Raw genomic sequence first — 23866 nt, forward strand, 5'->3', positions numbered from 1 at the left:
TTATCCCTATCCAATCAGGCTACTGATGATCCAGCCTAGCAGAGAATCAAGCGCCCACAAAATGAGCCCCATAACCACAACCACCGCCACAACAATCAGCGTAGTTTGAATTGTCTCCTGACGAGTTGGCCAGACCACCTTACGAATCTCAACCTTGGCTTCTTTTACCAAAGTCCAGAAGGCATCACCCTTTACAGTCTGAAGCGCCACAAATCCAGCCACTACAGCCAGTGCAACCAAAGCCAGTGCTCTATAGAGAACAGAATACTCGCCAAAGTAAACATTCCCACCAACACCAGCAGCCAGCAGAACCGCCACTAGAGCCCACATAAGGCCATCCAGGCGTCCTTTAGGTGCTACTTCAGGTTTTCCACTCATCAGTTGACTATCTCTATTCGGAAAAGCTTTGCCAGAAACTAAGCTGGCACAAATCTAGAAATGGCAGGCCAGGAGGGAATCGAACCCCCAACCCCCGGTTTTGGAGACCGGTGCTCTACCAATTGAACTACTGGCCTGTATCTTTGAGCAGTCTTGTGACACTCTTCCCGATACAAGGACCGATCAATTATAATCGACCCCGATCAAGCTGAAAAGTCTTATTCTTTTTTAAACCTCTTTTTAGAGGCAAAAAACAGGGGAAGACTTGCTTCCCCTTGCTATCTGGAGCTCTTGAGCAGATTTGAACTGCCGACCTCACCCTTACCAAGGGTGCGCTCTACCAACTGAGCTACAAGAGCACTTAATCAGAATATATTGGAGCGGGTAGCGGGGATCGAACCCGCATCATCAGCTTGGAAGGCTGAGGTTCTACCATTGAACTATACCCGCTAAGCAGGACCTACATCATGCAGTATGCCCACTTCTCAAGCCAACTTACAAGAAAGAAGACTTAGAAATCTGGTGGTGGGGGCTGGATTCGAACCAGCGAAGCTTTCGCGTCAGATTTACAGTCTGATCCCTTTGGCCGCTCGGGAACCCCACCAAGTGCTGCGCTATTTTATTCAGAAGCATTTCAAAGTCAAGCTTGTTATTCCTGCCGGCTAAGCAGGAAGCTTGCTCTGTTTGGCTGCCCCCGAAGCGCAGGCGTATATTAGTGAATCGAACGGTCGGATGCAACGCTTTTGCAGTTTTTTTCCAGCATTTTCAGATCATTGTATTCGCCGGCCTGTTTCTCCCAGAAACCTTCACTGAGCTTGGCCGCTTCAGAGTCGGTCATTTCCAGCCAGAACGTTTCAGGTTCTCGGGGCAGCTTTTTAATAGAAGGCTCATAACCGGCTTCCTGTACACGACGACTGACTTCATTAGCAGAGGACTCTTTACTGAATAAGCCCAGCGATATGCCATTTGCCAACTCCCCCTGTGTAATCACAAAGCTATCTATACCCTGCCCTTGCAACTCTCTTAATAAACGTATGGCTGACTGACGATTACTTCTGGGAGGAATGTGTACCCAGTAATCAGCCAGGACAGTTTCACTATCAGAACGTTCTCTGCTGGCTACCCCCAACGAAAACAGTTTTTGCTGAAGCTGATCGGCTTGATAAGAAGACTCGAAAGGTCCAACCACCAGACACTGTGCTTCAGACTTTTCTCTTGTTTCTTTTCTGGAAAGTTTCGATTCTGCCGGCTCAATATCTGCTTCCGAAAGCAGCATCAGTCTTTTACCGGCCTGAACAGGCACTTCTGTATCAACACTGACCGTGCGATACGGTTTATGTGACTGATGGTAATAGCCCCAGACAAAATAGCCGGCATTGGCAAACAGAAGTACTAAAAAGATCCAGCGCATACTTAAAACCGAATTAAGAAAGCCGCAACGGGCAGACAGGGTATAACTCCATGGAGATTATGAGAGACCACTCGAAAGATCTGAGTGCCTGCCATTCCTATTTGTTATTAGACAAACCACCACCGAAAACAGGATCAAATGACTTATGACACTTTCGGTAAGTGGTTCTGAAAATCCCCAACTATGAAAGCCTGAAGCCTTATCCCATAGCTGTTTTAAAACTCATTCTTGCTATTGTCCACCAGCAGCTAAGGAGAGTCCATCCAGCACCATATCCTGAATCACTCTTTTCTCTATTCCTTCCTTTATATAGGTATGAATAAGAGGAGCATCACCGCCGGTTAAAAAAAGCAGGGCGCCAGGCCATTTTGAACAGGTTTCATTCACTAGTGAAATCGCCATGGCCAATACACCATGATTGATGCATTCTGACGTTACTGTGCCTAACTCTGTGGCTTCTGCAGGATGTTCAATGTGATCCAGGTTAGCCGTATTCACAGCCAAAGCCTTTTTCATCAACCGAATACCGGGGACGATAAAGCCGCCCTGATGATTTCCCATCCCATCAATCACATCAATAGTGATCGCCGTACCACAACTGACCACCACCTTGGTATTTTGATCATCATGAGCATTGGCTGCCAACATCGCCAGCCACCGATCAACCCCCAATCTTTCTACTTCTTTATATATGATGGTAAGGCCTGCGAAACTTTTACGAGTTTTGGCAATAAAAGGCTCTACACCGGTTGCTTCAGACAAAATCCTTAACAGCTGATCCAGACGTGTATTCCCGGATACAGTTGAGATAGCAATGGAGTTGATAGTCCCTAGCTCCTCAAGGAGCAGTGGCAGAATGATTTGCCAGTCAGCATCGTTATTAATAAAACCGGATCGTCCAGGTACGCCTTCTTTCACAAGGCGCCATTTTAACCGGGTATTCCCGGCGTCCAACTGTAACTGACTATCCATGAGCTCATTCATGATTGTCGCAGTGAAACCTCTCCACCATTAAAGACGTGAACACCTGACTCGGTCTCAAGCAACAAGCCACCATGATCATCTACCCCCAGACAACGGCCAGTCACAGAGCGTGTTGATGCCACCAGAGTCACCTCCTGACCTCGAAAAGCATCGTACTCACACCATTGATTTTTGAACAGGGTAAAGCCACCTTGCCCAAAGCCTTCCAGTAAGTGAGTCAGCGTATTGATCAAATGTCCGGCTACAGCGTTTCGACTGACAGCCTTGTCACACACTCTAAACAGATCAACAGCAGGCTGACCAATTGAAGTCAGTTGCTCATCACTAAGTCGAACATTAATGCCAATACCTATCACCACCTCACACTCTCCGGTAGGGTCACCATGAACTTCCAGCAGTACGCCACACAGTTTTTTTCCCTGCCAGAGCACATCGTTTGGCCATTTTAGCTTCAGATCTCTGGCTCCCAAGGTTTCCAAAGCTTTTACTACAGCCAGACCCACCGCCAGACTCAACCCTTCCAGGGAAGCCGTCCCTTCACCATTCTGCCAGAGGGCGGATAAGCTCACCGTTGAACCAAATGGACTGTTCCAGGCTCTTCCCCGCCTACCTCGGCCTCTGGTTTGATGCTCAGCCAGACAAAAGCGCGTTATTCCAGCGGGAACTGTTCCCAGGTCACGGACAAGGTCATTGGTGGATTCAGTGGTAAAACAGGTATGGATTTCCGCTCTTGTCTGAACATCTGAATCCAGACAAGACTTGATCTTTTCACTATCAAGAAGCTCTATGCCACTGCCCAGGCGATAACCTTTGCCCCGGACAGAGTCCAAAGCCAGTCCAAGCTCCTCAACAGCTTTCAGCTTTTTCCAGACAGCCGCCCGACTGATCCCCAGGTGCTCACCCAGTTCTTCGCCAGAATGGAACTGCCCATCCGCTAACAAGCCCAGTAATTTATCCATCAACTATCCATCAACGAGCCTACACCGATTAAGAGCAAATCATATGCGCTTCATTCCTGCTGCTCAAATCATTCAGACAGACTCTCTTTAATTAGTCTCAACTTGGGAACCCCGACTATTTTATAGAGTCATATCAGGACAAATTCATGCAAAACCCGGTAATGATGTGATGCTCAGAAAACTCTCTATTACTGCCCTACTCATTATGGCGGCTTCCTCCGCCTCCGCTTATCCCCCGGCTGACAAACAGGCAACCTTTTACGAAGGGCTTCAGAACTATCAAAAAGTATTCGAATACACAGCTCCGGATACTGATGAAAGCATGGTATTAGGTGAAATCAAGCATCAGAATCTGGTCCGGAAAACACTGGCACCCTGGTACGAAGGTTCAGTAAATGCAGCCATTGCCCAATATAGAAAAGAAGCTTCTACGGTAACCAGAAACTCACTGAAATCCTTTCTGAGAGAACAGTTAAAAAAACCTTCTGCCACTGTAGATCTTCTCCAAGTCAGAGCCTACGAAGTGGTTGCATCTGCGGCAAAGACCAGCCGCTATTATGCTTCGGGACGTGCCGTTAGCCAAAAGGATATTGATCAATACACACTTTTGATACTGAAACATGAATTGTTCGGTCGCTTTGAAGAATCTGGCAAGGCCATTACCGTCTCTGATGCTCATGCCCAATTCGTCCCCTCTGACGAAGCCATCACCAACGATCTTGCAGGCAAAGCCAATACCGCTTCAGATCAGAAAACATCCAGCATGATCATTCCGGCCAACTCGCCTGTTTATGTCCTGGGACAAATGGAAGATGTGCCAGAGTACAGCCCTGAGACCGACAGCTGGTTGCTGATCTGGAGACCGGAGTGTGGAATAAAATTTGTTCGTTCCAGTCATGTAGCCCTGCTGGATGCAAAAGAAACTGCGAGCTATCAGAGCATGGCTGAAAAATCTCTATATATGGCTACCAGTGACCGTGTAAAAGTTCGCCAGGCGTTCAGGCAGCCAGTCGACCTGATGAGAACCACACTTCTGGTGAGCGATGAACAGAACTATTACATGGCTGTAGCAGATGAAGACAGTTTTGAAGAAGCCCCTGCAGCAACCAACAAACCCAGACTGTTGAAAGGCAATCTGGTCCAGGTCACTCCAAAAGTAAAAGACAGAGGTGAGTTACTGATTAACCATCTGCAAAAGACGCCTGTTACTTTCACCTTTAATAATTATCTTGCACAGCTGCACAGAACAACATTCAGCACGCCATTAAGAGCCAGAAAACACGTCAACATCCCTTTTGGCTGGGGTGATGCCGTTATCGGCGCGGATAACTTCCATGGCCAGGATGTTTCCAACTTTGTTAGAAAAGTCATGCTGCCTTTCGGCCTGAGCTTACCCAGACATTCCAAAGATCAGATCGATGAAGGTCTCGAAACCCAACGCATCTATGACAGCACTAGCACTGGCGAAAGTGATTCAGACAGTCTTTATGCTGCATTAGTGAAACACTGTATGCCTGGCCGCTTTGTCTCCTTTGGTCCTGGCAGTCAGGCAGCCTGCCTCGGGAGCTTGACCGTTGAAGAACTCCAGAGTTTGGATCCCAAAGCCGCAGAGGATGCCAAGAGAAGCGGTATAGAATACGATGAAGAAGTACCACTCATAGCCATGAGCCCTGTCGGCCTGAATGCCAGTGGCACCTGGTATATTACCGGCCTGACAGGCATTTATCCGGTATTCAAGAGTGCTCCTTACAATGCCTGGATCACCAGAAGTCAGCTGTTTATTTTCAGCTATTTCAAGAAACCAGCCCTATCTCCGAGAGGTGATGAACTCTAAGTGATAACGGTAAAGGAATACCGTCTTCTCCACTTTGAAAAACAGCTATCTATACTTAGTTCATGCAGTACATGGAGGTAGCACGTTATGAACACACTCACCATTGAAGGCTGGTTAAAATCAACCTCAGAAACCAAGCCACTCCCCATCGAACACATCCATTTCCGGGTCAATGAAAGTTATCGATTGTTATTGGAACAGGCAGAGGAGCAGCTACAGGAGACTCAGAGTGGCGAACTGTTTATTCCTGTAGATATGGACACAATGGAGCTGGAGACATCCGATGATTGTGGGCCCATAAGAGACTGCCAATTCAGAGTTTATCTGCGACCAGCTGACCAGAGAGGCCTATTTCATCTGGTAGCCAACCGTGACTCTGACAACAGCCTGGTGTATTCAAATTCGGTAATGGTCGACCTTTTGGGCTGATCTGACGTTCTCAAATAATTTCTCAGCAGGCAAAGGCAAGCACCCTGCCTGCTGATTCACATCCGATTCCTCTTGGCTTGCGCTGCAAGCTCTGCATATACTTCTCCTGCTAACCATCATTAGAAAAGCAAGCAGGACAGTTTGTCATGAGTATTTTTAAATCCCACATTGCGCAAATGGGTGCCTACAAACCACCTCTGGAAGGCCGGGATCCTCATGAGCATCTGCTGCTGGATTTCAATGAGCGCACACTGCCTGTCTGCCCTGCAGTAAAGCAGGCCATGATCGACTTTATTCAGGACGATCGTCTTCAGTGCTACCCATCTTATGGCAACATTGCCACACGACTGGCTGATTATTGTTCTGTAGCGCCAGAACAGGTCATGATCACCAATGGTTCTGATCAGGGGATTGATCTGATTATCCGGTCTGCCTGCCGAGAAGGGGAAGAAGCTATTATTCCGGGCCCTTCATTTGCCATGTATCACCAGGTGGCCAAAGTAGAAAACCTGAAGATCATTGAACCCTCTTACACAAAAGAAGAAGGCTTTCCCAAACAGGCTGTTCTGGATGCGGTTTCCGATCGAACAAGGCTGATTGTCATTTCCAATCCAAACAATCCAAGTGGCACAGTTGTAAATCGGGCCGACATTCTGGAAATTGCCAAAGCAGCGCCGGATGCAGCGATCCTGGTGGATGAGTGTTACTTTGAATACACAAGAGAAACTGTGGCCGATGTTGTCGATCAATACCCCAACCTGTTGATCACAAGAACCTTCTCAAAAACCTGGGGACTGCCTTCCGTTCGCTTCGGCTATGTCATCAGTCATGAAGCAAATATACGAGCACTGTTAAATGTTCGGGGTCCCTACGATGTCAATCAGCTTGCCATTGCTGCCATTGAGGCCGCTTTGGATAACCCGGGTTATACCGAGCAGTACGTCAAGGAAGTTATGGAAGTCTCCAAACCCATGTTTGAAGATTTTCTGAATAGGAAAGGTATTGATTACTGGCCCAGTGTTGCCAACTTTATCTGGACGTTTCCGGATAACCCTGAAGAGATTGAGAAGCACCTTAGGACAAACCATATTCTGGTTCGCCCCAAGGCAGATGAGAGTGGCAAAGTAGGTTTGAGGGTTAACCTGGGGAATAAGGCTCAGACTGAGCGCCTGATTAATACCTTATCCCTCATTATTTAAACAGTTCAGTAAGAGCCTGAAGCAATAACTTTCAGGCTTCTTACTTTTTAAACCCTATGACAGGACGTGAACCCGCAGGGGGACGATACTCTTTCGGTAGTTTGAAGTTTCTCCATTCACTGTCAGAGGTATCCAGCCTTAACATTCTACGCTGGGCTACATCCTGATCAAAATTGTGACGCATAGTTGCTGACTCATTGACGTATATAGACTTCATATCATCAGAGTTCCAACCCTTCTCTTCTGCCAGCTGCTGAAGTTCAATAAAGCGCTGGAAACTAACCTCAGGGAACTGATCGTGCGTATTGGCAAAGTCGACACGATAAACCATTGGTTTCGCACCATAGAAGTGTAGTGTTGTATAAGGGATCTTCCGTTGATCAGCGGCCATCTCTACTGACTCAAGCATACCTTGCACATCATCCACCATCACTATGTGTTGAGCTGGATGCTGGGATTTGTCGAGGTAGTGATGCAAGCCCTGACCCTTGGTCTTCAAAGGACCTGTTTGAACTTTGATGGTAATCGCATCATCAAACAGGTTTCTATCGAGCTTCGTTATCTCAAGTTTTTCTCTCAGAGAGTCTTCGTCATTGGCGGTAAGCAGAATGATTTTTGCATTACCCGGGCCAGCCTTAGTTCGAATATCCTGAATAATTTTCGCCGTGTCAGGGTTTACCACACGTCTCTGATGACGCCCTCCCTCCACAACGTCTTTAGCTATGAGCGTTTCATCCAAATCAAAACACACAACAACGGGTTCACCAGGCTTAATGTGAGTTAGAACTTCTCTAATGTTTTGGGACTTCTCAACTCTTCTGGATTCACGCACTGCTACAGGTTCTGGTACAGCCTGTACTTCTTCCGGCGCTTTGACTTCTACAGGTGGAACTGTGGCGGCCTGAGCAGGTGGCACCTGAACATTTTGCCCCCAGGTCATAACCTGACGCCCACGACCCATCAGGTTCAGCTTGATGTCGTCCTTAACTTCTTTAGCCCTGCCCCTGAGGGCACGGTTTTGCATTTTCCAGTCATCTCCAGGAAAGGCTTTTCTCAAGTTTCTTTCGATTTCAGCGGCAGAAAGCCCTAAATCAGGACGTATCTGAGCCAACTCACCCGACGCAATTCTTATGTCATTGGAAGCACGATCAGAAACCTTCAACATTTCATCCATCAGTGCTTTCATTTCCCTGGGTCTTGAGACTTGTGCCCAATCCATTCTCATCTGCAAAGAGATCAATTGGCTGCGCTTCAAGTTCAGTCCACCCCAGAGGAAATCCCAACCATCTTCAGAGAAACATCTTGATAAGTCTGCTTCCACATCTACTGGGTTCAATTGCAGCTCAGGGCAGAGTTGCACTAATTCTTCAGCAGCCAGCCTCCGACTTTCTGATGCCCGTGGAGATAGCTGCCATAAATGATCCATCAGTTGCTTCATAGCTTCCGGATTGCGAATCGGTTGAGCATTGAGAACTTGTTGTTCAGCTCTATCGATATTGCCCTGCACTCTGATATCTACATCAGGACCACAATACTGATTCCACTCCCGTTCTGTTGGAAACGCAGCATTAAAGTTGGTTTCCAGCGCATCCTTCATTGTATTGTCGATCTGTACATTACTTGCTCTGAGCCGTTGAAATGCTTGAAAAGCCATTCGACGAGTTTGTCTTTGTTCAGCAGGCAGCAAACTCAGGTTTCTCACGAGATATCGACTCTCGTTCACTCCCTTCTTAGGATCAAAGGCATCAAAACGTCTCTTCAGTGGCTCTACCTCACTAGGTCTTTTCAACTGATAGGTACCGTCCCACAGAGAAGGCCAAAGCTCACGACCCGGAGCCCTTTCCAAACCTTTGATGATTTCAGCTCTGACAGGTGCACCATTAACATTTCTGGACAACCAGTCAGCCGCCTCGTCAATACTTCTCTGGCTTTGTTTAGGTACCTTATCCAGATGCTCAAATACCCCGATCAGATGGCCATAGTTTCGATCACTGGCCAGACAGAGGTTGGCCCCCTTGATCTCAAGGTCATACTTCTCATCACTTAGAACTTCTGGTGAGTAGGCCTGAATAGACACATTATTAAAGAAAGCTTTCGCTTCATCGGTAGGTGTTCCATCAGGGTTCAGAACAGGGAACATCTGTCTGTTTTGTGCATCCAGAACAATGAAGCGTCCTGATGACTTTAGTCTCTGGACGAAGGTATAGTGGCCTGCCCCACCACCAGTACCTGATTTAAGAACAACATAACGATCGCTATCAAACGCTTCACCCAAAACTCTTTTCCTTGCTCCAGGGTGCCTTTGCTGCCCCTTTTTGATAGCTTCGAAAAATGCACCTGTTTGATCCTGAAACTGATGGTGATGATGCTGTTCTTCAAGAGCATCAAATTGATACCACCCTGTTATAGGTGACGTTTGACCATTATCATATGGAAGTTCTATGGCTACAGATACAGCCTGAACCTGGTTATAACCTCTGCCTCTGGCAAAATGCTCAAGAGAGTTGGCAAAGCCCTGACAGTTGGAATTACCCGCAGCCTGCCTCTTGTACATCTCAGTGACGACATTATTCAGAAGTTCAAATTCAGCTTCTTCATCCGCTGAAATAAGAGTGGGCTTAAAGGGTGTAATTCTATCAAGATCGGTTAACTCATTAGCAGCTTCAAGCTGTGTTTGAGTGCTCTCTCTAATCTGCTGCTGAGCTACTGCCTTGGTTATTTCGCCAAACTGATATTTTAATTTGATCTTGGAAACCCTGTGAGCCCTCTCCATATCGGCTTTTATGGGAATGGCAATGTCATCAGGCATATCGATTTCAGCCAACAGCTGCTGATGTGTTGCAATCAGGTCTTGTTCAGCTTCTTCAAAAGAGCCTGCTTTTACCGCATGCTTGTTAAACTTCTCACTAACTGCACGATCAGGCTGCTGACGAGATGGCTGAACACGATCCCATTGAGCTTTCATCCCCAAGAACTGTTGTTGAACCTGAGGATTGTCGTCCATACCCATGCTCATCAACATCTGATCCATTCTCAGAGACTGCATTGGAGCCTGCTCTAATGGCATAGCGACCACAGGAGCAACAACAGGTCGCTTGGCAGGAATAGGTGGAGGAAGTGGTGTTACAGTCTGCTGAACAACAGGTGCGCCTGCCGTTGTTGGGACACCTTTCTTCGCCTGAACAACAATAGTGCCTGAAAATTCACGAATAAACTCCTGCTGTCTACCACCAGCCTTCATCACACCATTAGCCAGACGTTGATCCGTAGTCAGAATATGAACAGCCACTGCCAGATCAGTATCTTTAATACCTGAATTGAATGCTCTGGCTTTGTTAAAGGCTTCCAGCTGCTCCTTTGTAGCTGTCACTGGTTGCTGTGGAGTTGCTAACGGAGGAACGACAGGTGCGGGCTCTTGATTTACCAGCAAATCGTCCTGGCGAAGTCCCATTAGCCCAACATTCAATGAAGACAAACTCATTTGCCAGTCATCATCCCCCCATTCGTCCTCTATGTTATAAGGTTCAGGAGAAGGGCCTCTCAAGTACTTTTGGAAATCCTCAATATTGGCAAATACAGGCGGAGGCAAGTCATCGGGATCCGGTGGAGTACCCCCGCTGGAGATTGAAGCAGATTGAAATGCACCAAAGTCATCATCCCTGGTTCTGACTTTGTAAGGGAATTTTGCTTCATGAAGCTGACGACCCAATGCGTTAAGCTGAGGATCGTCAAATTTCATGTTATCCAGACAGGCATTAACCATTTCATCGGTCATCTGCTTATTCCGATAAGCTTTTTTCATATCTTCAAAGGTCAAACCGTACTGGCGATCGCCCAGAATACCGACAAACAGATGACAGGCTTCATTAATCAGCTTTTCTCTGAGTTCCGGAGGCGTATTTGGAGACAGTCGATTAGTATCAACGACCGCTTGTTCTGGCTGCTGTGCCTTTTCCCTGAGTCCCAATATTTCCGTATGGAAAGTAGCAAAGGCTATATCCTGCTCGAAACTCCACGCTCCCAGAGCCAGTTGAACGAACTGTGGATTCAGTAATCCTGCCTCTTGAGCCCCCCTGAAGTCATCCATATTCAATGGATCGTCTTTTAGCTCAGAGCCATAGAAGGAGTTGCCATAGGCTTCGAAAGCTTTCAGTCGGTTCTCTTCAGAGTTCTGGCGTTTCAGAACAGGTGGTGGTGCAGTGACAACAGGAGAGGATGGTCTTTTTTCAAGTGATGTTGCCTCATGCTCAAAGGAAAAAGCATCCCTGTGCATACTGCCTTTGAATTCACCTAACATTCTGTTCATTAACTCGAACTGTTCTTTTTTATTAGTACCTCTGTTGGCTGCAGCCATAAACTCTTCGTTTAAAAGTCCAGTGTTAAAGGCCAGCTGAATATCATCAACGGTACTTTCACCAAAGTTATACCCTGAACGAAGGAAAGTCTGGAATGCCCTTTTCATCTCTTCGGTTACGGCCTGCTCCTGGGCAACAGCCCCCAATGTCTCTGGCTGATGCATAGGAGGAGGTAATGGCGAATCAAATCCAGGACCTTCAGGAGGAGGCGTAGGAGTTCTCTGAGGAGCCAGCTCTATAGGCACAATTTCAGGAGGTACAGGAGGCCCTGCCTGAGGATTCTTTCTGGCTTTCAGGAAATCAGCGGCTAACCGCAAGTGATAATCAAGATCACCGTCTGCTTCCCCAAGAATCACTTGCACTGACTCGTCAGCAAAAACATCACCTTTCTGAGCCAGGCGGATATCTCTGGCTTCAAGATCCCCCCTCCATTGAGACTGCATGACTTTATCAAAAGCAGCACTATGGCGGGCTTTCATTCGATCCTGTCGTGTATATTCTACTTCCTTTGGTGGGTTTGCCTTGAATCTGTCTATGGCACTATCAAGATGCTTAAGTTGATCTTCAAAGCCTTTCAAATGATCGGAAAATACTGGTCGGCTTTTTTTGGGCTCTCCCGCTTTACTGCGATCAACCCCTATCCCTGGCTTTTTACCTTCTGGATCAAGATGTATTGCCAGCTGAACCCGAACATCCTGCTTTTCCAACTCCATAAAATCTCTTAAATGAAGTTCCCAGTCTCCATCACGTTTACCCGTGCAACGACAGAATTGGGTAATAATATTTTCAACGGCCTGATTGATTTGGTGCTCCGTAGCCTGCTTACTCATTAGCAGTTGAACCAGCTCAACTTCAGCATTGTGAAGCACAGTGATACTGGCATCGGATAGAGAGACAGCTTCGTCATACCACTGCCGCATTGTCAGGTAATTATCAGGCCTTGCCTTTAAAACATCTCTTTCAACCAGTCTCACTTTCTTTGCACTACCATGGAATAAAGGAACTTCCCTGTTGACCCCTATCAATTGTGGTTTATTCAACAGTTCGTTTTCACGCTCATAATAAGTCTGAACAGAGCGACAGAAAGCCTGATATTTGTCTTGGGTCGGCCAAGAATACCAACCTTTCTTCTCAGTTTGCAGGTGCCCATTTTCATAAACAGGATAGAAGTTTTTACCTTCATCGGTGTTTGAAGTGAACGTTTGGGAATAGGTGTCGCGATAACTTTGGGGGCTGAACGGATCCACTATAACCTCCTTGTCAGTGGGACAGCTAAACGAACTTTCCCAACAGAATAGCAAGCAGTGGACCCGTCATTTCTTCGACAGGAGTGTGGGAGTCAGTCTCTTAACCAACTCCCTTAGATTGTTTTCAGGCGGTTTCTTCCAACTCACGCACATCCTGAGTCATACGCATCGGACAGAAGTCCGGCCCGCACATTGAGCAGAACTCTGCGTCCTTTGCCCCTTCCTGAGGCAAAGTTTCATCGTGATAGGCTTTGGCAGTGTCCGGATCCAGAGCCAGATTGAACTGATCCAGCCAACGGAATTCAAAGCGAGCCTTGGACAGTGCATTGTCTCTGACCTGGGCACCGGGATGACCTTTGGCAAGATCCGCAGCATGAGCGGCAATCTTGTAAGTAATCAAACCTTCTTTAACGTCATCACGATTGGGCAAACCCAGGTGTTCCTTGGGTGTCACGTAGCAGAGCATGGCACAGCCATACCAGCCAATCATGGCAGCACCAATACCTGATGTAATGTGGTCATAGCCCGGTGCAACATCAGTGGTTAAGGGCCCAAGGGTATAAAAAGGTGCCTCATGGCAATGCTCCAGTTGCATGTCCATGTTTTCCTTGATGAGATGCATGGGGACATGGCCAGGGCCTTCAATCATCACCTGAACATCGTATTCCCAGGCAATTTTTGTCAACTCACCCAGAGTTTTCAGCTCACCAAACTGCGCTTCATCGTTGGCATCTGCAATAGAGCCGGGACGTAAACCATCGCCCAGTGACAGGCTGATATCATAGGCTTGGCAGATCTCACACAACTCACTGAAATTGTCATAGAGAAAGTTCTCGGCATCGTGCATTTCTGCCCATTGCCCCAGAATGCCACCACCCCGTGAAACTATGCCTGTCACCCGGTTTTTGGTTTTAGCCACATGTTCCCTGAGCACGCCAGCATGGATCGTCATGTAATCAACGCCCTGCTCAGCCTGCTCAATAATGGTGTCTTTCATGACTTCCCAGCTGAGGTCTTTGACCTTGCCTTTCACTTTTTCCAGTGCCTGGTAGATGGGAACAGTACCAATGGGGACTGGAGAGTTTCGGATAATCCACTCACGGGTTTCATGAATATTCTTGCCTGTGGATAAGTCCATGACCGTATCGCCACCCCAGCGAACTGACCACAACATTTTTTCCACTTCTTCCTCTATAGAAGAAGTAACGGCCGAGTTACCAATGTTGGCATTGATCTTAACCAGAAAGTTACGCCCAATGATCATGGGTTCTGACTCAGGGTGATTGATGTTGGCAGGAATAATGGCTCGACCTTCAGCCACTTCTTTTCTGACAAACTCGGGCGTGATATGAGACTCTTCCGGCTTTCCCATGTTCTCCCTGATGGCAATGTATTCCATTTCCGGAGTGATGATTCCCTGCCTGGCATAGTGCAACTGGCTCACATTCTTTCCGGCCTGCGCTTTCTTAGGCGTACGTAATGCCTTGAAACGAATATCTTCCAGACGAAGGTCATGTTCACGGGAGCGGGCAAACTCTGAAGAGCGACCATCCAGAGTTTGAGTATCAGCCCTTTCTTCAATCCATTTTGAACGCAGACCTGGCAAACCCTGAGTTAAATCATGGGGAACACCGGTTTCAGTGTAACTGCCAGAAGTGTCGTATACCCGAACAGGATCGTTGGTTCCGCCGCCAAAACGTTCAGGCGTATCATGGAGATGAACTTCCCTCATACCCACACGAATATCATCACGGCTGCCTGTGATATAGGTTTTTTTAGAATTGGGGAAAGGGCGACAGGCATCAATCAGCAGTTGCCGGTCAAAATCAGAATGGTTTTTCTCGCAAGCCATCGTTTCAGTGTCCTTCAATTTCGATATGGCTTGCCGGATTGGCCAGATCCAGTCTTACAATAAAGGAAGACTTCCGGGAGTGATTCGAAGCAAGCTTCTATTCACTCCCTGTGTGGATCTTCTTGTTCCCTTCGCAGGTTTTAGCCTGATCAGGTTCTACGGATTCCGAAAAAACAGCAATTCGGTCTCAGCTCATGGCGCTCCGACAAGATTGCCGGAAGTATAAGTAGATTTCACACATCTGAACAGGTTTTAGCTGTAATCACCTGCCAGCTCTCTGCATATCTGGGCTCTGAATGCCTGTAAGAATTCGCTGTGACGTGCCGCCATTTTTCGACCGGGCTCAGTCTTCATGGTTTTTTGGATCTGCAGCAGCTTGATTTCAAAATGATCCAGAGAGTACTGACGATCGTTCAGCTCTCGGTTCTCACCCATAGGATCTTCCGGATCAAACAGCTTTTGACCCAATTTCCCCCCGGTATAAAAACAGCGGGCAATGCCAATAGCACCCAGCGCTTCCATTCGGTCCGCATCCTGTACCACTTCAGCTTCCAGTGTTTCAGGCGTAATGTTGGCTGAGTAACTGTGAGTCTTCACAGCATGGCAGACTGCGGCTATCAGCTCTTCAGGAAATTGCAGAGCTTTGAGGCAGACCTCTGTCTCCTCCGCCGCAAGAGTGGAAGCCCGTGAACGCTCAGGATGGTTTTTGGGCAAAACTACAATGTCATGGAAATAGCAGGCAGCCAGAACCACCAGCCGATTGATTTCAAACCCGCCCTCTTCTATTAACTGCCGGGCTGTTTTCCAGACACGCTGAAAGTGGGAAATATCATGGGATGCGTCATCAGAATCCCGGTCTTTCAGGAAATCGACAAAACGTTCTTCCCAGTCTTTCAATAATGCAGCGTCGTTAAAATTCATGATTCAGGCTTCTGATAGCGTTGACAGGTTCTGCTTTGAATAGCGGGCGAATCATGCAGAAAATTATGGGCATGCACAACTACCCTGTCCGCAAACATATCCACCAGGTTATAGACCGGGGGTTCCGGTGAAACATAGTCCGGCTTGGGGTTATCAAAATTGAAAGGCGTCTGGTGCACCAGAGAGGAAGGACAGGAAAAGCTGATGCCCCGCCAGTTACCGGATACACAGCGGTGCAAATGCCCAAAAAACAGATGTCTGACCCGTTCTTTATAAGGCTTAATGACCGACCAGAAGGCTTCAGCGTTTAACAAATTATCCCGATCCATACTGGCCAGACCGGTCTCAAAGGGAGGATGGTGCATAAAGAGACAAACAGGTTTATCTGAACTCTTTAATAGATCCTCAATCCAAGCCAATCGCTTATCGCAAAGAATCCCGCTTCTCTTTCTGTCATCCAGCGTATCCAGACATACCAGATCAGCCATTTGCGTCTGAATGGAGAACTGTATGAAACGATCGCCTTGATGGGGATGCTGATGAAAAATATCCAGAAAATTCTGCCGGTGATCATGATTGCCCATCATGCAATAAGCCGGGTAAGGTAGCCTGTCGAGTTCTTTTTTCAAGACTTGATAGGCTTCTTTCTCACCCCAATGGGTTAAGTCTCCGGTAATGAAGCAGGCTTGGGCATCGGGAACCTCTTTAAGCAATCTATCGACGCAGCTATTCAATCGAGCCTGAGGATCAATATCATAGTTCAAGTGACCCGCTGGAATAAGCTGGGGATCGGATAAATGAACAAAGCGATAAGCCATAAAAATACAATTCCGTGATTATTTTCAGTTTAAAAAAATTATTGAACTATCCTTCTGCGTGGGTTTTTAAATGAAGTGTTGCTGCAAAGATGTTGTTCTACCAGTTTATTGTGAAAAACTTTCTAATCCGTTGTTTTTCTTTCCAGAAGTTGGCTCAACCGATTCTTCTCTGGTGCTTTGCCCTCACTTTATCTCTCCCCGTGTTTTCTGCCATCACAGGAGAAATTGATGAAGCCCTCAAAATTGAAGAGGGCAAGATTTCTCCCTGGTATGTTTATACCCCCCCAGGAAACAAGGTTACCCATTGTCATACTCATATTCTCGTAGGCGTAGACGGGGGTGCAAGCACTATTCGTGTCCGTGCAGAAACTCACTCAAACTTTAACTACCCCCCCAAATTCAAATCAGATGCACTGAAGGAGAGCAACGGCAAGATTGTTATTGCTCCTGAAGAAGTGGCGAAAAATACGCGGGAACTGATTACTAAAAGCCTGGAGCAGATTGTCAGCCAAGGAGATCTGTCTGAGGAAGCTCTCTGTTACTCCGCTGTATTGGGTATGTCAGGCTCTGAAGACCTGACAAGCGTTCAGGCATTTTTGAATGTATTAGGACAGGATCCAAGACTCCAAAAAGCAATACTGGTCTCTGATGCTGAAACCGTCTGGCACGACGTATTCGAGGAAGAAGGTGTTGTTATTATCATTGGTACAGGTCATGTCATCCGAGGTATTGCCAAAGGCTTGCCAGCCAAACAGATCAGTGGTTTTTCAGCACCGTCTTCAGATAAACCTTCTGCGGCTCGAATAACCCATGATTATGATGACTGCATGGACGAAATTTCTTATCTCAGTGATGACAAGATCAGTCTCTTTCACAAGAAGCCTGTTTTCATCGGTCAACATGAATTCAAACTGCTGCCCAGAGCTATTCCTTTCTTTTTGAGTCAACAATTATTAAGTCATAAATCAGATGTCGAGCAACGGGCTTTTTTCTCCATGGTGCAAGTTCAAAACAATAAGGAATACGCAGCTCGGGCAAAACTGTTAAATGATTTCAGAACCGATCCGAACACCAAGCCCGATTTTTGCGTGGAATATGCCTGGGAAAAGGCCAAGTATGACTTTTTGAGAAGATTCAAAGACATTGAGGAAGCCGGTATGGGGCATGTGCCTTTTGTTATACAAGGCAGTATTGCAGACCCTCTTTGGAATGACCTTTTACCTGAAGAAAAATCTCCTTTGGAATCCCGAAAAATAATAAGAAAACCTGACGCACTGGGGGGCGCTTTAAAAATTGCCAGGAAATCATTTTGATCTCTGTACTGAAAGAAAATTCACACTTACTTATGAGGACAACTACCTATCTTTTGAGAACCAGTTCACACAAAAAAGTAAAGAGCAGCCCCGATCTGAAACTATTAGTCATCAATGAACGTATGCTCAGGCACATGATAATAAAAACGACATTGATTGGGCGCTCACACTTCATTCCACAGCCGAATTAACAATCAGGCATTGTAATGGCTCAAAGCAAGACTCTATTCATTTTGATTTGAGAGCGCTCACAAACCCACCTGACTAAAAAAATGGAAGGGAAGCGTATGCCTGCTAAAGATGTTTTTGGATCAGTACAGGACGCCCTTTTTGGCAGTACCCAAAAAAACAGCACTGGAGTCCAGACTGCTGAAATGGCGGACGCCCGTCAGGGTATTCTCTACTTTCTGGCCAACACCGATACCATCCCCATGCCCAAACCTCTGTCGGTAGGAGGGGCAACACTGGAAGGTATCTTTGGTAAAACGGATTTCATCCATGATTTATCCTCCTTCTCCCGCTTTGCTTTTAACAACACTCTGGGCCATACCTCGGTAGGTCAGACTCTTTCAGGCATAACAACGGCCACCGCACACTTTGCCCAGAAAATAGATCAGGAAGTATCCGGCTTTTTCTCTAAGGTGATTGAAAAGCTCGCTTCATTCTTTGGAAAATTCAGCAACACCGTTGCCAGCATGTTGCGATCTCTAACGCCCACCGCTTTATCAGGCATGGTGGGCGGCATTCTGTCTCAGATTCCTGGCTGGAACTACGTAAAATCCTCTTCAGCCATTTACAGTGCTTTCAGAATGTCCGTCACAAACTGCTATTCCTTTATCTCACAGCTCTGGAGCGGCCGGGATGTCAAACTGCTAAAAGGTCATCCGGATATCATCTCGAATGCTCTGGCTCGTCACTCCTTGGCGTCAGTAGCCGGTGGCGTAAAAGATATGGCCGTTCAAGGTACTTTGATGGGTTTGAAAATCAGTGGGGATCTGGCAGGTATGGCAGGCACTCTGGTCAGTATTATCAGTTCTGCCATTCTGTCCGTATTGCGAATGCTGGAAGGCATGATTCAAAAACACCTTTTGAAAAAGGTTTTGAACCGGGCTTCGGAGGAATGGAAAATAAGGGAATCTTCCCGTTCGATCATCTATAACCACCAGGCTTTTTCCGAGTGGTTCCGCAAAGCTGTTATTCCTTGCCCGATCATTGCCAGCCTTGCTCTGAATTCCGGATTTGCAGCCCACCCTTTCAGGTTCCTGAAGTTACTCAGTAACGATGGCGATGTCAGCTCTGACCGTTCTTTTGCAAAAGGCGTGAAGCACATTGAGCACTTAAAAAAGTCAGGCAAGGATTACATCCGCCAGTATACCCGGGATTACGAGTTACGATTTATTGGCAAAGATGAGCTGGTGAGTGCCCGACTGAATGATTTGGTACTGGGCAAAGCATTTGCCACACCTCCTCCAGAATTTGCCTATAAACCGATTCGTCTTACAAAGGTGACAACGCCTGACGGGCAACAGGATTGGGTTCAGGCCAAAGCAGTTTAGGCGCTTGAATTGAGAAGCTTTCAGCTCCCAGCGTGTGCAATGGTGCTGAGAGCTTCTGAAGACGTCAGGCTGAAACGTGCAACGGTGAGATTACACCAGCCCTCATAACCATCCAGACTCATCCCCAGAGACTCAATAACATCCAGAGCAAATCCATTCTGAGGTGATGCAAAAGAAATAATTTCTTTAAAACCTAGCCTGCAAAATCCGACTTCAGTCACAGCTTCAGCTGCTTCAATCACTAACCCACGGCCACGGTACTCCTGACTGAAACGCCAGCTCATTTCTACACATTTGCCGTAGGAAGAGAATCCACAACTACCAATCAGCCTGTTATTTTCTTTCAGAACAACGGCCCATCGAGACCAACCTTTTTGATCCAGCTCCACCTGGAATCGCCAGAGGTCGGTTTCTGCTTTGGAAGCGGGTGAATGAGTACTGTAATGTACCTCACCCTGAGCACTTCCAATGATGTCTGCATAAGGCACCAGATCGGCTTCTTGCCAGGTTCTAAGGATCAGTCGGGGCGTTTCGGCAACAATCAGCACATGAGACTCCAGAAACTTCAGGATCAGGCAGGAGCCTGTTGAACTTAAGCTTTCGATAATGAATTTCAGTAGAGCAAGTCAGCTCTTTCCGGGATTCAGGCCGAAATTGCCTTAAGTCCGACAGGCTTCTGGATAAGGTTTAGTCGATTTTTTGGCATTAACCAGAACCTGCACCCAATTATTAAATGTTTACTGCTCTCTTCGACCCTTCCCTGACAATAAAAGTTCGCCAAGCCTGATGTTTTTTTTCGAAAAAGCCTCTCTCCTGACAGACAAGCCCCTTCAGTAAGCGCCCCTATCCGAAATGGGCTATAGACTGTTATTCGTTTAATAACCGCCGATGAAACTAAGAGCAACACTGTCACCAAGAGGCCTGATATTGAATCCGAAATTTCTGGACTTTCTCAATAGAAAAGATGATAACTTCAGCTGGCGCTGTGTTGAAACCTGTCGCTCAGAAGAGTTCCCCGCCATCACCATCATTCATCTGGAACTGATCTCCCAGATCTGGCAGGAAGGCCTTCGTTTCGGACTCAGCCAGCCCGAATGGCAACATCGACTGACGCTGTACTGTCCAGATGATGAAAGCGAGAAGCCCTGTCTGCTGATGATCAATGGAGGCGCAAGGCATGATCCCAGCCTTGAGAACACTCCCAGTCGAAATGTAGATGCAGCACGCTTATGTCAATTGACCGGTGCCCCGGTTGCCGTTCTCAAAGATGTGCCCAATCAGCCCCTGACCTTCAGTGACGGTGTTCCCAGGGCAGAAGATGACCTGGTAGCCTTTTCCTGGAAAGTTTTTCTGGAAAACCCCGAACAGAATGCTTTTATGCCAGTTCAATGGCCCATGGTAAAAAGTGTTATCCGTGCCATGGACGCTCTCTGTGAATTCAGTCAAAAGCAATCATTTAAAATTCACGACTTTATAGTAGCAGGCGCTTCCAAACGTGGCTGGATATCCTGGCTGAGTGCTGCGGCTGATCATAGAATTACTGCCCTGATTCCTCTGGTGATTGATGTCCTTAACGTACAAGCCTGCATTCACCATCATTTAAATGTTTATGGGACCTTTGCCAGTGCCATCAGCGATTATGCCGACGGAGATCACGACATCCTTTCTGGATTGGAATCCGAAGGCATGCAGCAGTTAATGCATGACATAGATCCTTTTGCTTATAGAGATCAGTTATTCCTGCCCACCTTTATTATCAACGCCAGTGCCGATGAGTTTTTCCCACCGGATTCGGCACGCTTTTATTATCCCCAGCTTTCTGAACTGACGTGGCTCAGGTATCTCCCCAATGCCAGTCATTATTTGGGACGAGACAGTGCAGTGAATACCGACGAAATTATGGCTTCTGCATTTGGAGCCCTGATCTCTGAGGATGATATTCCCATGATGCGCTGGCGCTATCTGGATGAAGGTGGGCTTGAAATAAGAGTCAGTCACAAACCGAAGTCCGCCAGTGCCTGGATGTGTCATAACCCTGATGCCAGGGACTTCCGAAAAGATGTACTGACGGAGTCGGGAATCAGTTATCAATCCAAAAACATTGAACCTGTTGATACCTCACCCTGGGTTTACCATTTTTGCCCTGATAACAGGGAGCAGGGCTGGACAGCCTACTTTATCGAGCTTGTATTCGATAACCCTCCTTACCCTGACCTTGTTTTAACGTCAGGAGTTCGAGTTACTCCTGACATTTACCCATAACAACTATTCAGACGTTTTTTGCTGATCCCTTTGAGCCTTCAGTTTGTCTCTCATTTCCTTACGAAGCTCTTTGTAAGTTTGCATTTGCTGGTCGTTCAGAACGGTCGATAACTTCTTATCGGTTTCTTTCCGATTCTCTCTGAGGGCTTTGGCCTTTCCCAAACGGTTATCGTCGGCAGTCCGAATTTTTTTCAGACTCTCAAGATTTTCTTTAAAAATGGCCTGAACCTTGGGTTTCTGTTCTTCAGACAAATTGAGTTTTTGTGCCAGCTGGTTGTATGCTTCCTCCGGATTTTCAGGTTTTACCGCAGGGTCGGCATAGACATGCCCTGCTATCAGTGACAACAATGTCATTACCAGCCAAAGGCTATGGATTGCCTGCTTTGCCACCTTGAGTGGCAAGCAATGATCCACAGAAGAAAAAGAAGCCCGGGATTTCATAGCCATTCCTCGTACTGAAGCTAAATACTTATTCACGCCTTGGAATAAGGTGTGTCGTATACACAATGAGAGGTGCCTGCCATGTCCATTTGGAAGACCACAGCTACTCCAGACAGCCTGAACCAGAGAACGGAGGGCAATATGTGCAGCCATGTGGGTATAAAGATAGTAGAAATAGGCGACGATTTTATTCGAGGCACCATGCCGGTTGACGAGAGAACCAGACAGCCAGCAGGTCTTTTGCATGGGGGTGCTTCCGTTGTTCTGGCAGAAACACTGGGCAGCATGGGAGCTAATCTCTGCTGTGAAAAGGGTCAATACTGTGTTGGCCTGGAGATCAATGCTAATCATCTCAAGTCAGTGACTGCAGGGTTGGTCACTGGCACCGCCAGGGCTGTTCATGTGGGGAGAAGCACTCAAGTCTGGGAAATAAGGATTGAAAACGAAGACGGTCAGCTCGCTTGTATCTCGCGGCTGACCATGGCGGCCGTCAATAAATAGATGGCCATTCAGGAGCATTAAAAAATGCTCCTGATATCCAGATTAAAAACGACGTTTAACTTTTATATCCTGCCAGACAAGATGATGATCTGAAGAAATCACGGGGTAACCCGCTCCAACCAGAGAATAGGTTTCATTTTTTTCAGAAGGCCAGAAGACACCGCCACAAACACTCTTAAGTCCGCGTTTTGAAGCCAGAACATAATCCACTCGCAGATTACCCGGACCAGCAGGGTTGAAGTCTCCGGTATCCATTACCGGATTACCTTTATGGGAATCATTGGCCTGACCTTCGGTCAGACTGTCCTGCCAACCTCCGAGACTTCCGGGCGCAAACTGACTCTCAATAGCCGGATGGCCCAGCAATTGCCAGATAGCCTGTTGAGTACTGTCGCCATCATAAGGATCTGCGTTGTAATCCCCCATAATCACAAATGCACTCCTTCTGGGCAGACCGCCCTGATAGCCTTTGTCATCATAGATATAAGAAGACCTCTTCCAGCCACCAACATAATCAGCCCAAAAACGGATTTCATCATGATTACGTCGGCCATTCCGATCTTCAGGACCGTCAAATACGGGAGGTGTCGGATGTGCAGCAAGAACATGAACCAGCTGACCATTAACCCACAAAGGGATATCCCAATGACTCTTTGAACTCAGACGAAACACGTCCAGGGCTTCTTGACTGTAATAGTCGCCTTTCTCTTCAGTATCAGGATTGTCTGGCAGTAAAGCACCCGGCATATCTTTCCACAGGAAATGCTGGAACGTTCTCACCTGCCGGTCAGCAATAGGGTATTTTGAAAGCAGAACCATGCCATACTGCCCCGGAAAAAAGCCAAACCCATAAGCGTCACCCGGACCTCCAATAGAGCCATTGCCATTCAGGTCAATGCCACTGGGTATCCCGGTGTTAGATTTAGCTAAATAAACGTGGGGATAAGCAATGGTTTGCTGACCATTCTGGCTCTCACCCAGAAAATTCTTCTGGAACAAATCAATGGCGACACCTTCCTGGTCAAAATCGAATTCATTCAGAAGCAACACATCGGGGCGGACTCTCTGAATAATTTCTGCAACAGCACGAATCTGTTTGTCTGCTTTGGAATCTCCGGACAACTGATCATCCGGATTCATCAGATCGTTGATCAACTGACCTTCAGAATTACGATTGAGATAAGCATTAAAAGAGGCAAAGCGAACATGACGCTCGGAAGCTTTTTCCAAAGCGCCATCCATATTCTGAGGGGCGCAGAAATAAGTTTCTGAATCGGCATTGGCTGAAGCAGCCAGAGTCACCAGGGAAAAAGCGGCGGCAAGCTTTCTTATCATTCTATAGGCTTCCATGTCAGTCTTTGAGGCAATGAAAACCTACACCCTGCTGAAACTTTGTGATGATTGAG

Annotated in this window: 18 protein-coding genes, 4 tRNA genes and 1 riboswitch; of the genes, 7 read left to right on the forward strand and 15 right to left on the reverse strand. The window is 47.0% G+C overall.

Annotated elements, in window-relative coordinates; all coding sequences use genetic code 11:
• Nucleotides 1-6: 6 nt before the first annotated feature.
• From secE to birA, 8 genes are all read right to left on the reverse strand, one after another.
• Entirely contained in the window at nucleotides 7-378 is a 372-nt protein-coding gene (gene secE / locus WG89_RS13215; RefSeq protein ID WP_062266827.1) for a preprotein translocase subunit SecE, read from the reverse strand.
• A 61-nt stretch (nucleotides 379-439) separates the two neighbouring features.
• Nucleotides 440-515, reverse strand: a tRNA-Trp gene (locus WG89_RS13220).
• A gap of 146 nt (nucleotides 516-661) precedes the next feature.
• Nucleotides 662-737: transfer RNA gene (locus WG89_RS13225), tRNA-Thr, on the reverse strand.
• 17 nt (nucleotides 738-754) lie between these two features.
• A tRNA-Gly gene (locus tag WG89_RS13230) sits at nucleotides 755-828 on the reverse strand.
• Between the two features lie 70 nt (nucleotides 829-898).
• A tRNA-Tyr gene (locus WG89_RS13235) sits at nucleotides 899-982 on the reverse strand.
• A 108-nt stretch (nucleotides 983-1090) separates the two neighbouring features.
• Nucleotides 1091-1789: an SPOR domain-containing protein gene (locus WG89_RS13240; RefSeq protein ID WP_062266829.1), complete on the reverse strand. Its 699-nt coding sequence runs from the start codon at nucleotides 1787-1789 to the stop codon at nucleotides 1091-1093.
• A gap of 231 nt (nucleotides 1790-2020) precedes the next feature.
• The gene (locus WG89_RS13245; protein ID WP_172806810.1) at nucleotides 2021-2761 is read right to left on the reverse strand and encodes a type III pantothenate kinase; all 741 of its coding nucleotides are present in this window, start codon (nucleotides 2759-2761) and stop codon (nucleotides 2021-2023) included.
• 8 nt (nucleotides 2762-2769) lie between these two features.
• A complete protein-coding gene (gene birA, locus WG89_RS13250) occupies nucleotides 2770-3732 on the reverse strand; it encodes a bifunctional biotin--[acetyl-CoA-carboxylase] ligase/biotin operon repressor BirA (RefSeq protein WP_062266833.1) in 963 nt (320 codons plus the stop codon).
• A 169-nt stretch (nucleotides 3733-3901) separates the two neighbouring features.
• Between birA and WG89_RS13255 the strand changes: the two genes are divergently transcribed.
• From WG89_RS13255 to WG89_RS13265, 3 genes are all read left to right on the forward strand, one after another.
• On the forward strand, nucleotides 3902-5566 hold the full coding sequence (locus WG89_RS13255) for an NlpC/P60 family protein (RefSeq protein ID WP_062266835.1): 1665 nt from the start codon (nucleotides 3902-3904) through the stop codon (nucleotides 5564-5566).
• A gap of 87 nt (nucleotides 5567-5653) precedes the next feature.
• Nucleotides 5654-5995 (forward strand): hypothetical protein, encoded by a 342-nt coding sequence (locus WG89_RS13260; RefSeq protein WP_062266836.1) that lies wholly within the window; start codon nucleotides 5654-5656, stop codon nucleotides 5993-5995.
• A 146-nt stretch (nucleotides 5996-6141) separates the two neighbouring features.
• Nucleotides 6142-7194 carry a pyridoxal phosphate-dependent aminotransferase gene (locus WG89_RS13265; RefSeq protein WP_062266838.1) on the forward strand — a complete coding sequence of 351 codons (1053 nt, stop codon included), beginning with the start codon at nucleotides 6142-6144 and terminating at the stop codon, nucleotides 7192-7194.
• A 40-nt stretch (nucleotides 7195-7234) separates the two neighbouring features.
• Here the strand turns inward: WG89_RS13265 and WG89_RS13270 are convergent, their stop codons facing one another.
• The 4 genes from WG89_RS13270 to WG89_RS13285 form a co-directional block, all read right to left on the reverse strand.
• Entirely contained in the window at nucleotides 7235-12796 is a 5562-nt protein-coding gene (locus tag WG89_RS13270; protein ID WP_062266840.1) for an HAD family hydrolase, read from the reverse strand.
• A gap of 124 nt (nucleotides 12797-12920) precedes the next feature.
• Nucleotides 12921-14648, reverse strand: coding sequence for a phosphomethylpyrimidine synthase ThiC (thiC, locus tag WG89_RS13275; RefSeq protein ID WP_062266842.1), 1728 nt, complete (start codon nucleotides 14646-14648; stop codon nucleotides 12921-12923).
• A 109-nt stretch (nucleotides 14649-14757) separates the two neighbouring features.
• A riboswitch (TPP riboswitch) is annotated at nucleotides 14758-14863 on the reverse strand.
• Nucleotides 14864-14900: 37 nt separating this feature from the next.
• Nucleotides 14901-15569: a phosphohydrolase gene (locus WG89_RS13280; RefSeq protein ID WP_062266844.1), complete on the reverse strand. Its 669-nt coding sequence runs from the start codon at nucleotides 15567-15569 to the stop codon at nucleotides 14901-14903.
• Nucleotides 15566-16387, reverse strand: a complete 822-nt coding sequence (locus WG89_RS13285) for a phosphodiesterase (protein WP_062266846.1) — start codon at nucleotides 16385-16387, stop codon at nucleotides 15566-15568. Before WG89_RS13285 ends, WG89_RS13280 begins: the two co-directional genes overlap by 4 nt.
• Before the next feature lie 110 nt (nucleotides 16388-16497).
• Here WG89_RS13285 and WG89_RS13290 point away from each other — a divergent pair, with 110 nt between their 5' ends.
• Together WG89_RS13290 and WG89_RS13295 are read left to right on the forward strand one after the other, a co-directional pair.
• Nucleotides 16498-17700 carry a hypothetical protein gene (locus WG89_RS13290; protein ID WP_153301584.1) on the forward strand — a complete coding sequence of 401 codons (1203 nt, stop codon included), beginning with the start codon at nucleotides 16498-16500 and terminating at the stop codon, nucleotides 17698-17700.
• Nucleotides 17701-17987: 287 nt separating this feature from the next.
• The gene (locus tag WG89_RS13295) at nucleotides 17988-19256 is read left to right on the forward strand and encodes a hypothetical protein (RefSeq protein ID WP_153301585.1); all 1269 of its coding nucleotides are present in this window, start codon (nucleotides 17988-17990) and stop codon (nucleotides 19254-19256) included.
• A 20-nt stretch (nucleotides 19257-19276) separates the two neighbouring features.
• On the opposite strand, the gene WG89_RS13300 is transcribed toward WG89_RS13295, so the two are convergent.
• Entirely contained in the window at nucleotides 19277-19804 is a 528-nt protein-coding gene (locus tag WG89_RS13300; RefSeq protein ID WP_062266851.1) for a GNAT family N-acetyltransferase, read from the reverse strand.
• Between the two features lie 379 nt (nucleotides 19805-20183).
• Here WG89_RS13300 and WG89_RS13305 point away from each other — a divergent pair, with 379 nt between their 5' ends.
• Nucleotides 20184-21518 (forward strand): PhoPQ-activated protein PqaA family protein, encoded by a 1335-nt coding sequence (locus WG89_RS13305; protein WP_172806811.1) that lies wholly within the window; start codon nucleotides 20184-20186, stop codon nucleotides 21516-21518.
• Between the two features lie 3 nt (nucleotides 21519-21521).
• Here WG89_RS13305 and WG89_RS13310 read toward each other — a convergent pair whose 3' ends face one another.
• Complete coding sequence (locus WG89_RS13310; protein WP_062266855.1) at nucleotides 21522-21965, reverse strand: hypothetical protein; 444 nt, start codon at nucleotides 21963-21965, stop codon at nucleotides 21522-21524.
• Nucleotides 21966-22040: 75 nt separating this feature from the next.
• Between WG89_RS13310 and WG89_RS13315 the strand changes: the two genes are divergently transcribed.
• Nucleotides 22041-22460, forward strand: coding sequence for a hotdog fold thioesterase (locus tag WG89_RS13315; protein ID WP_062266857.1), 420 nt, complete (start codon nucleotides 22041-22043; stop codon nucleotides 22458-22460).
• A 42-nt stretch (nucleotides 22461-22502) separates the two neighbouring features.
• Here WG89_RS13315 and WG89_RS13320 read toward each other — a convergent pair whose 3' ends face one another.
• Nucleotides 22503-23795: an endonuclease/exonuclease/phosphatase family protein gene (locus WG89_RS13320; RefSeq protein ID WP_153301587.1), complete on the reverse strand. Its 1293-nt coding sequence runs from the start codon at nucleotides 23793-23795 to the stop codon at nucleotides 22503-22505.
• Nucleotides 23796-23866 lie beyond the last annotated feature (71 nt).

Source organism: Endozoicomonas arenosclerae (assembly GCF_001562015.1).
Taxonomy (GTDB): Bacteria; Pseudomonadota; Gammaproteobacteria; order Pseudomonadales; family Endozoicomonadaceae; genus Endozoicomonas_A; species Endozoicomonas_A arenosclerae.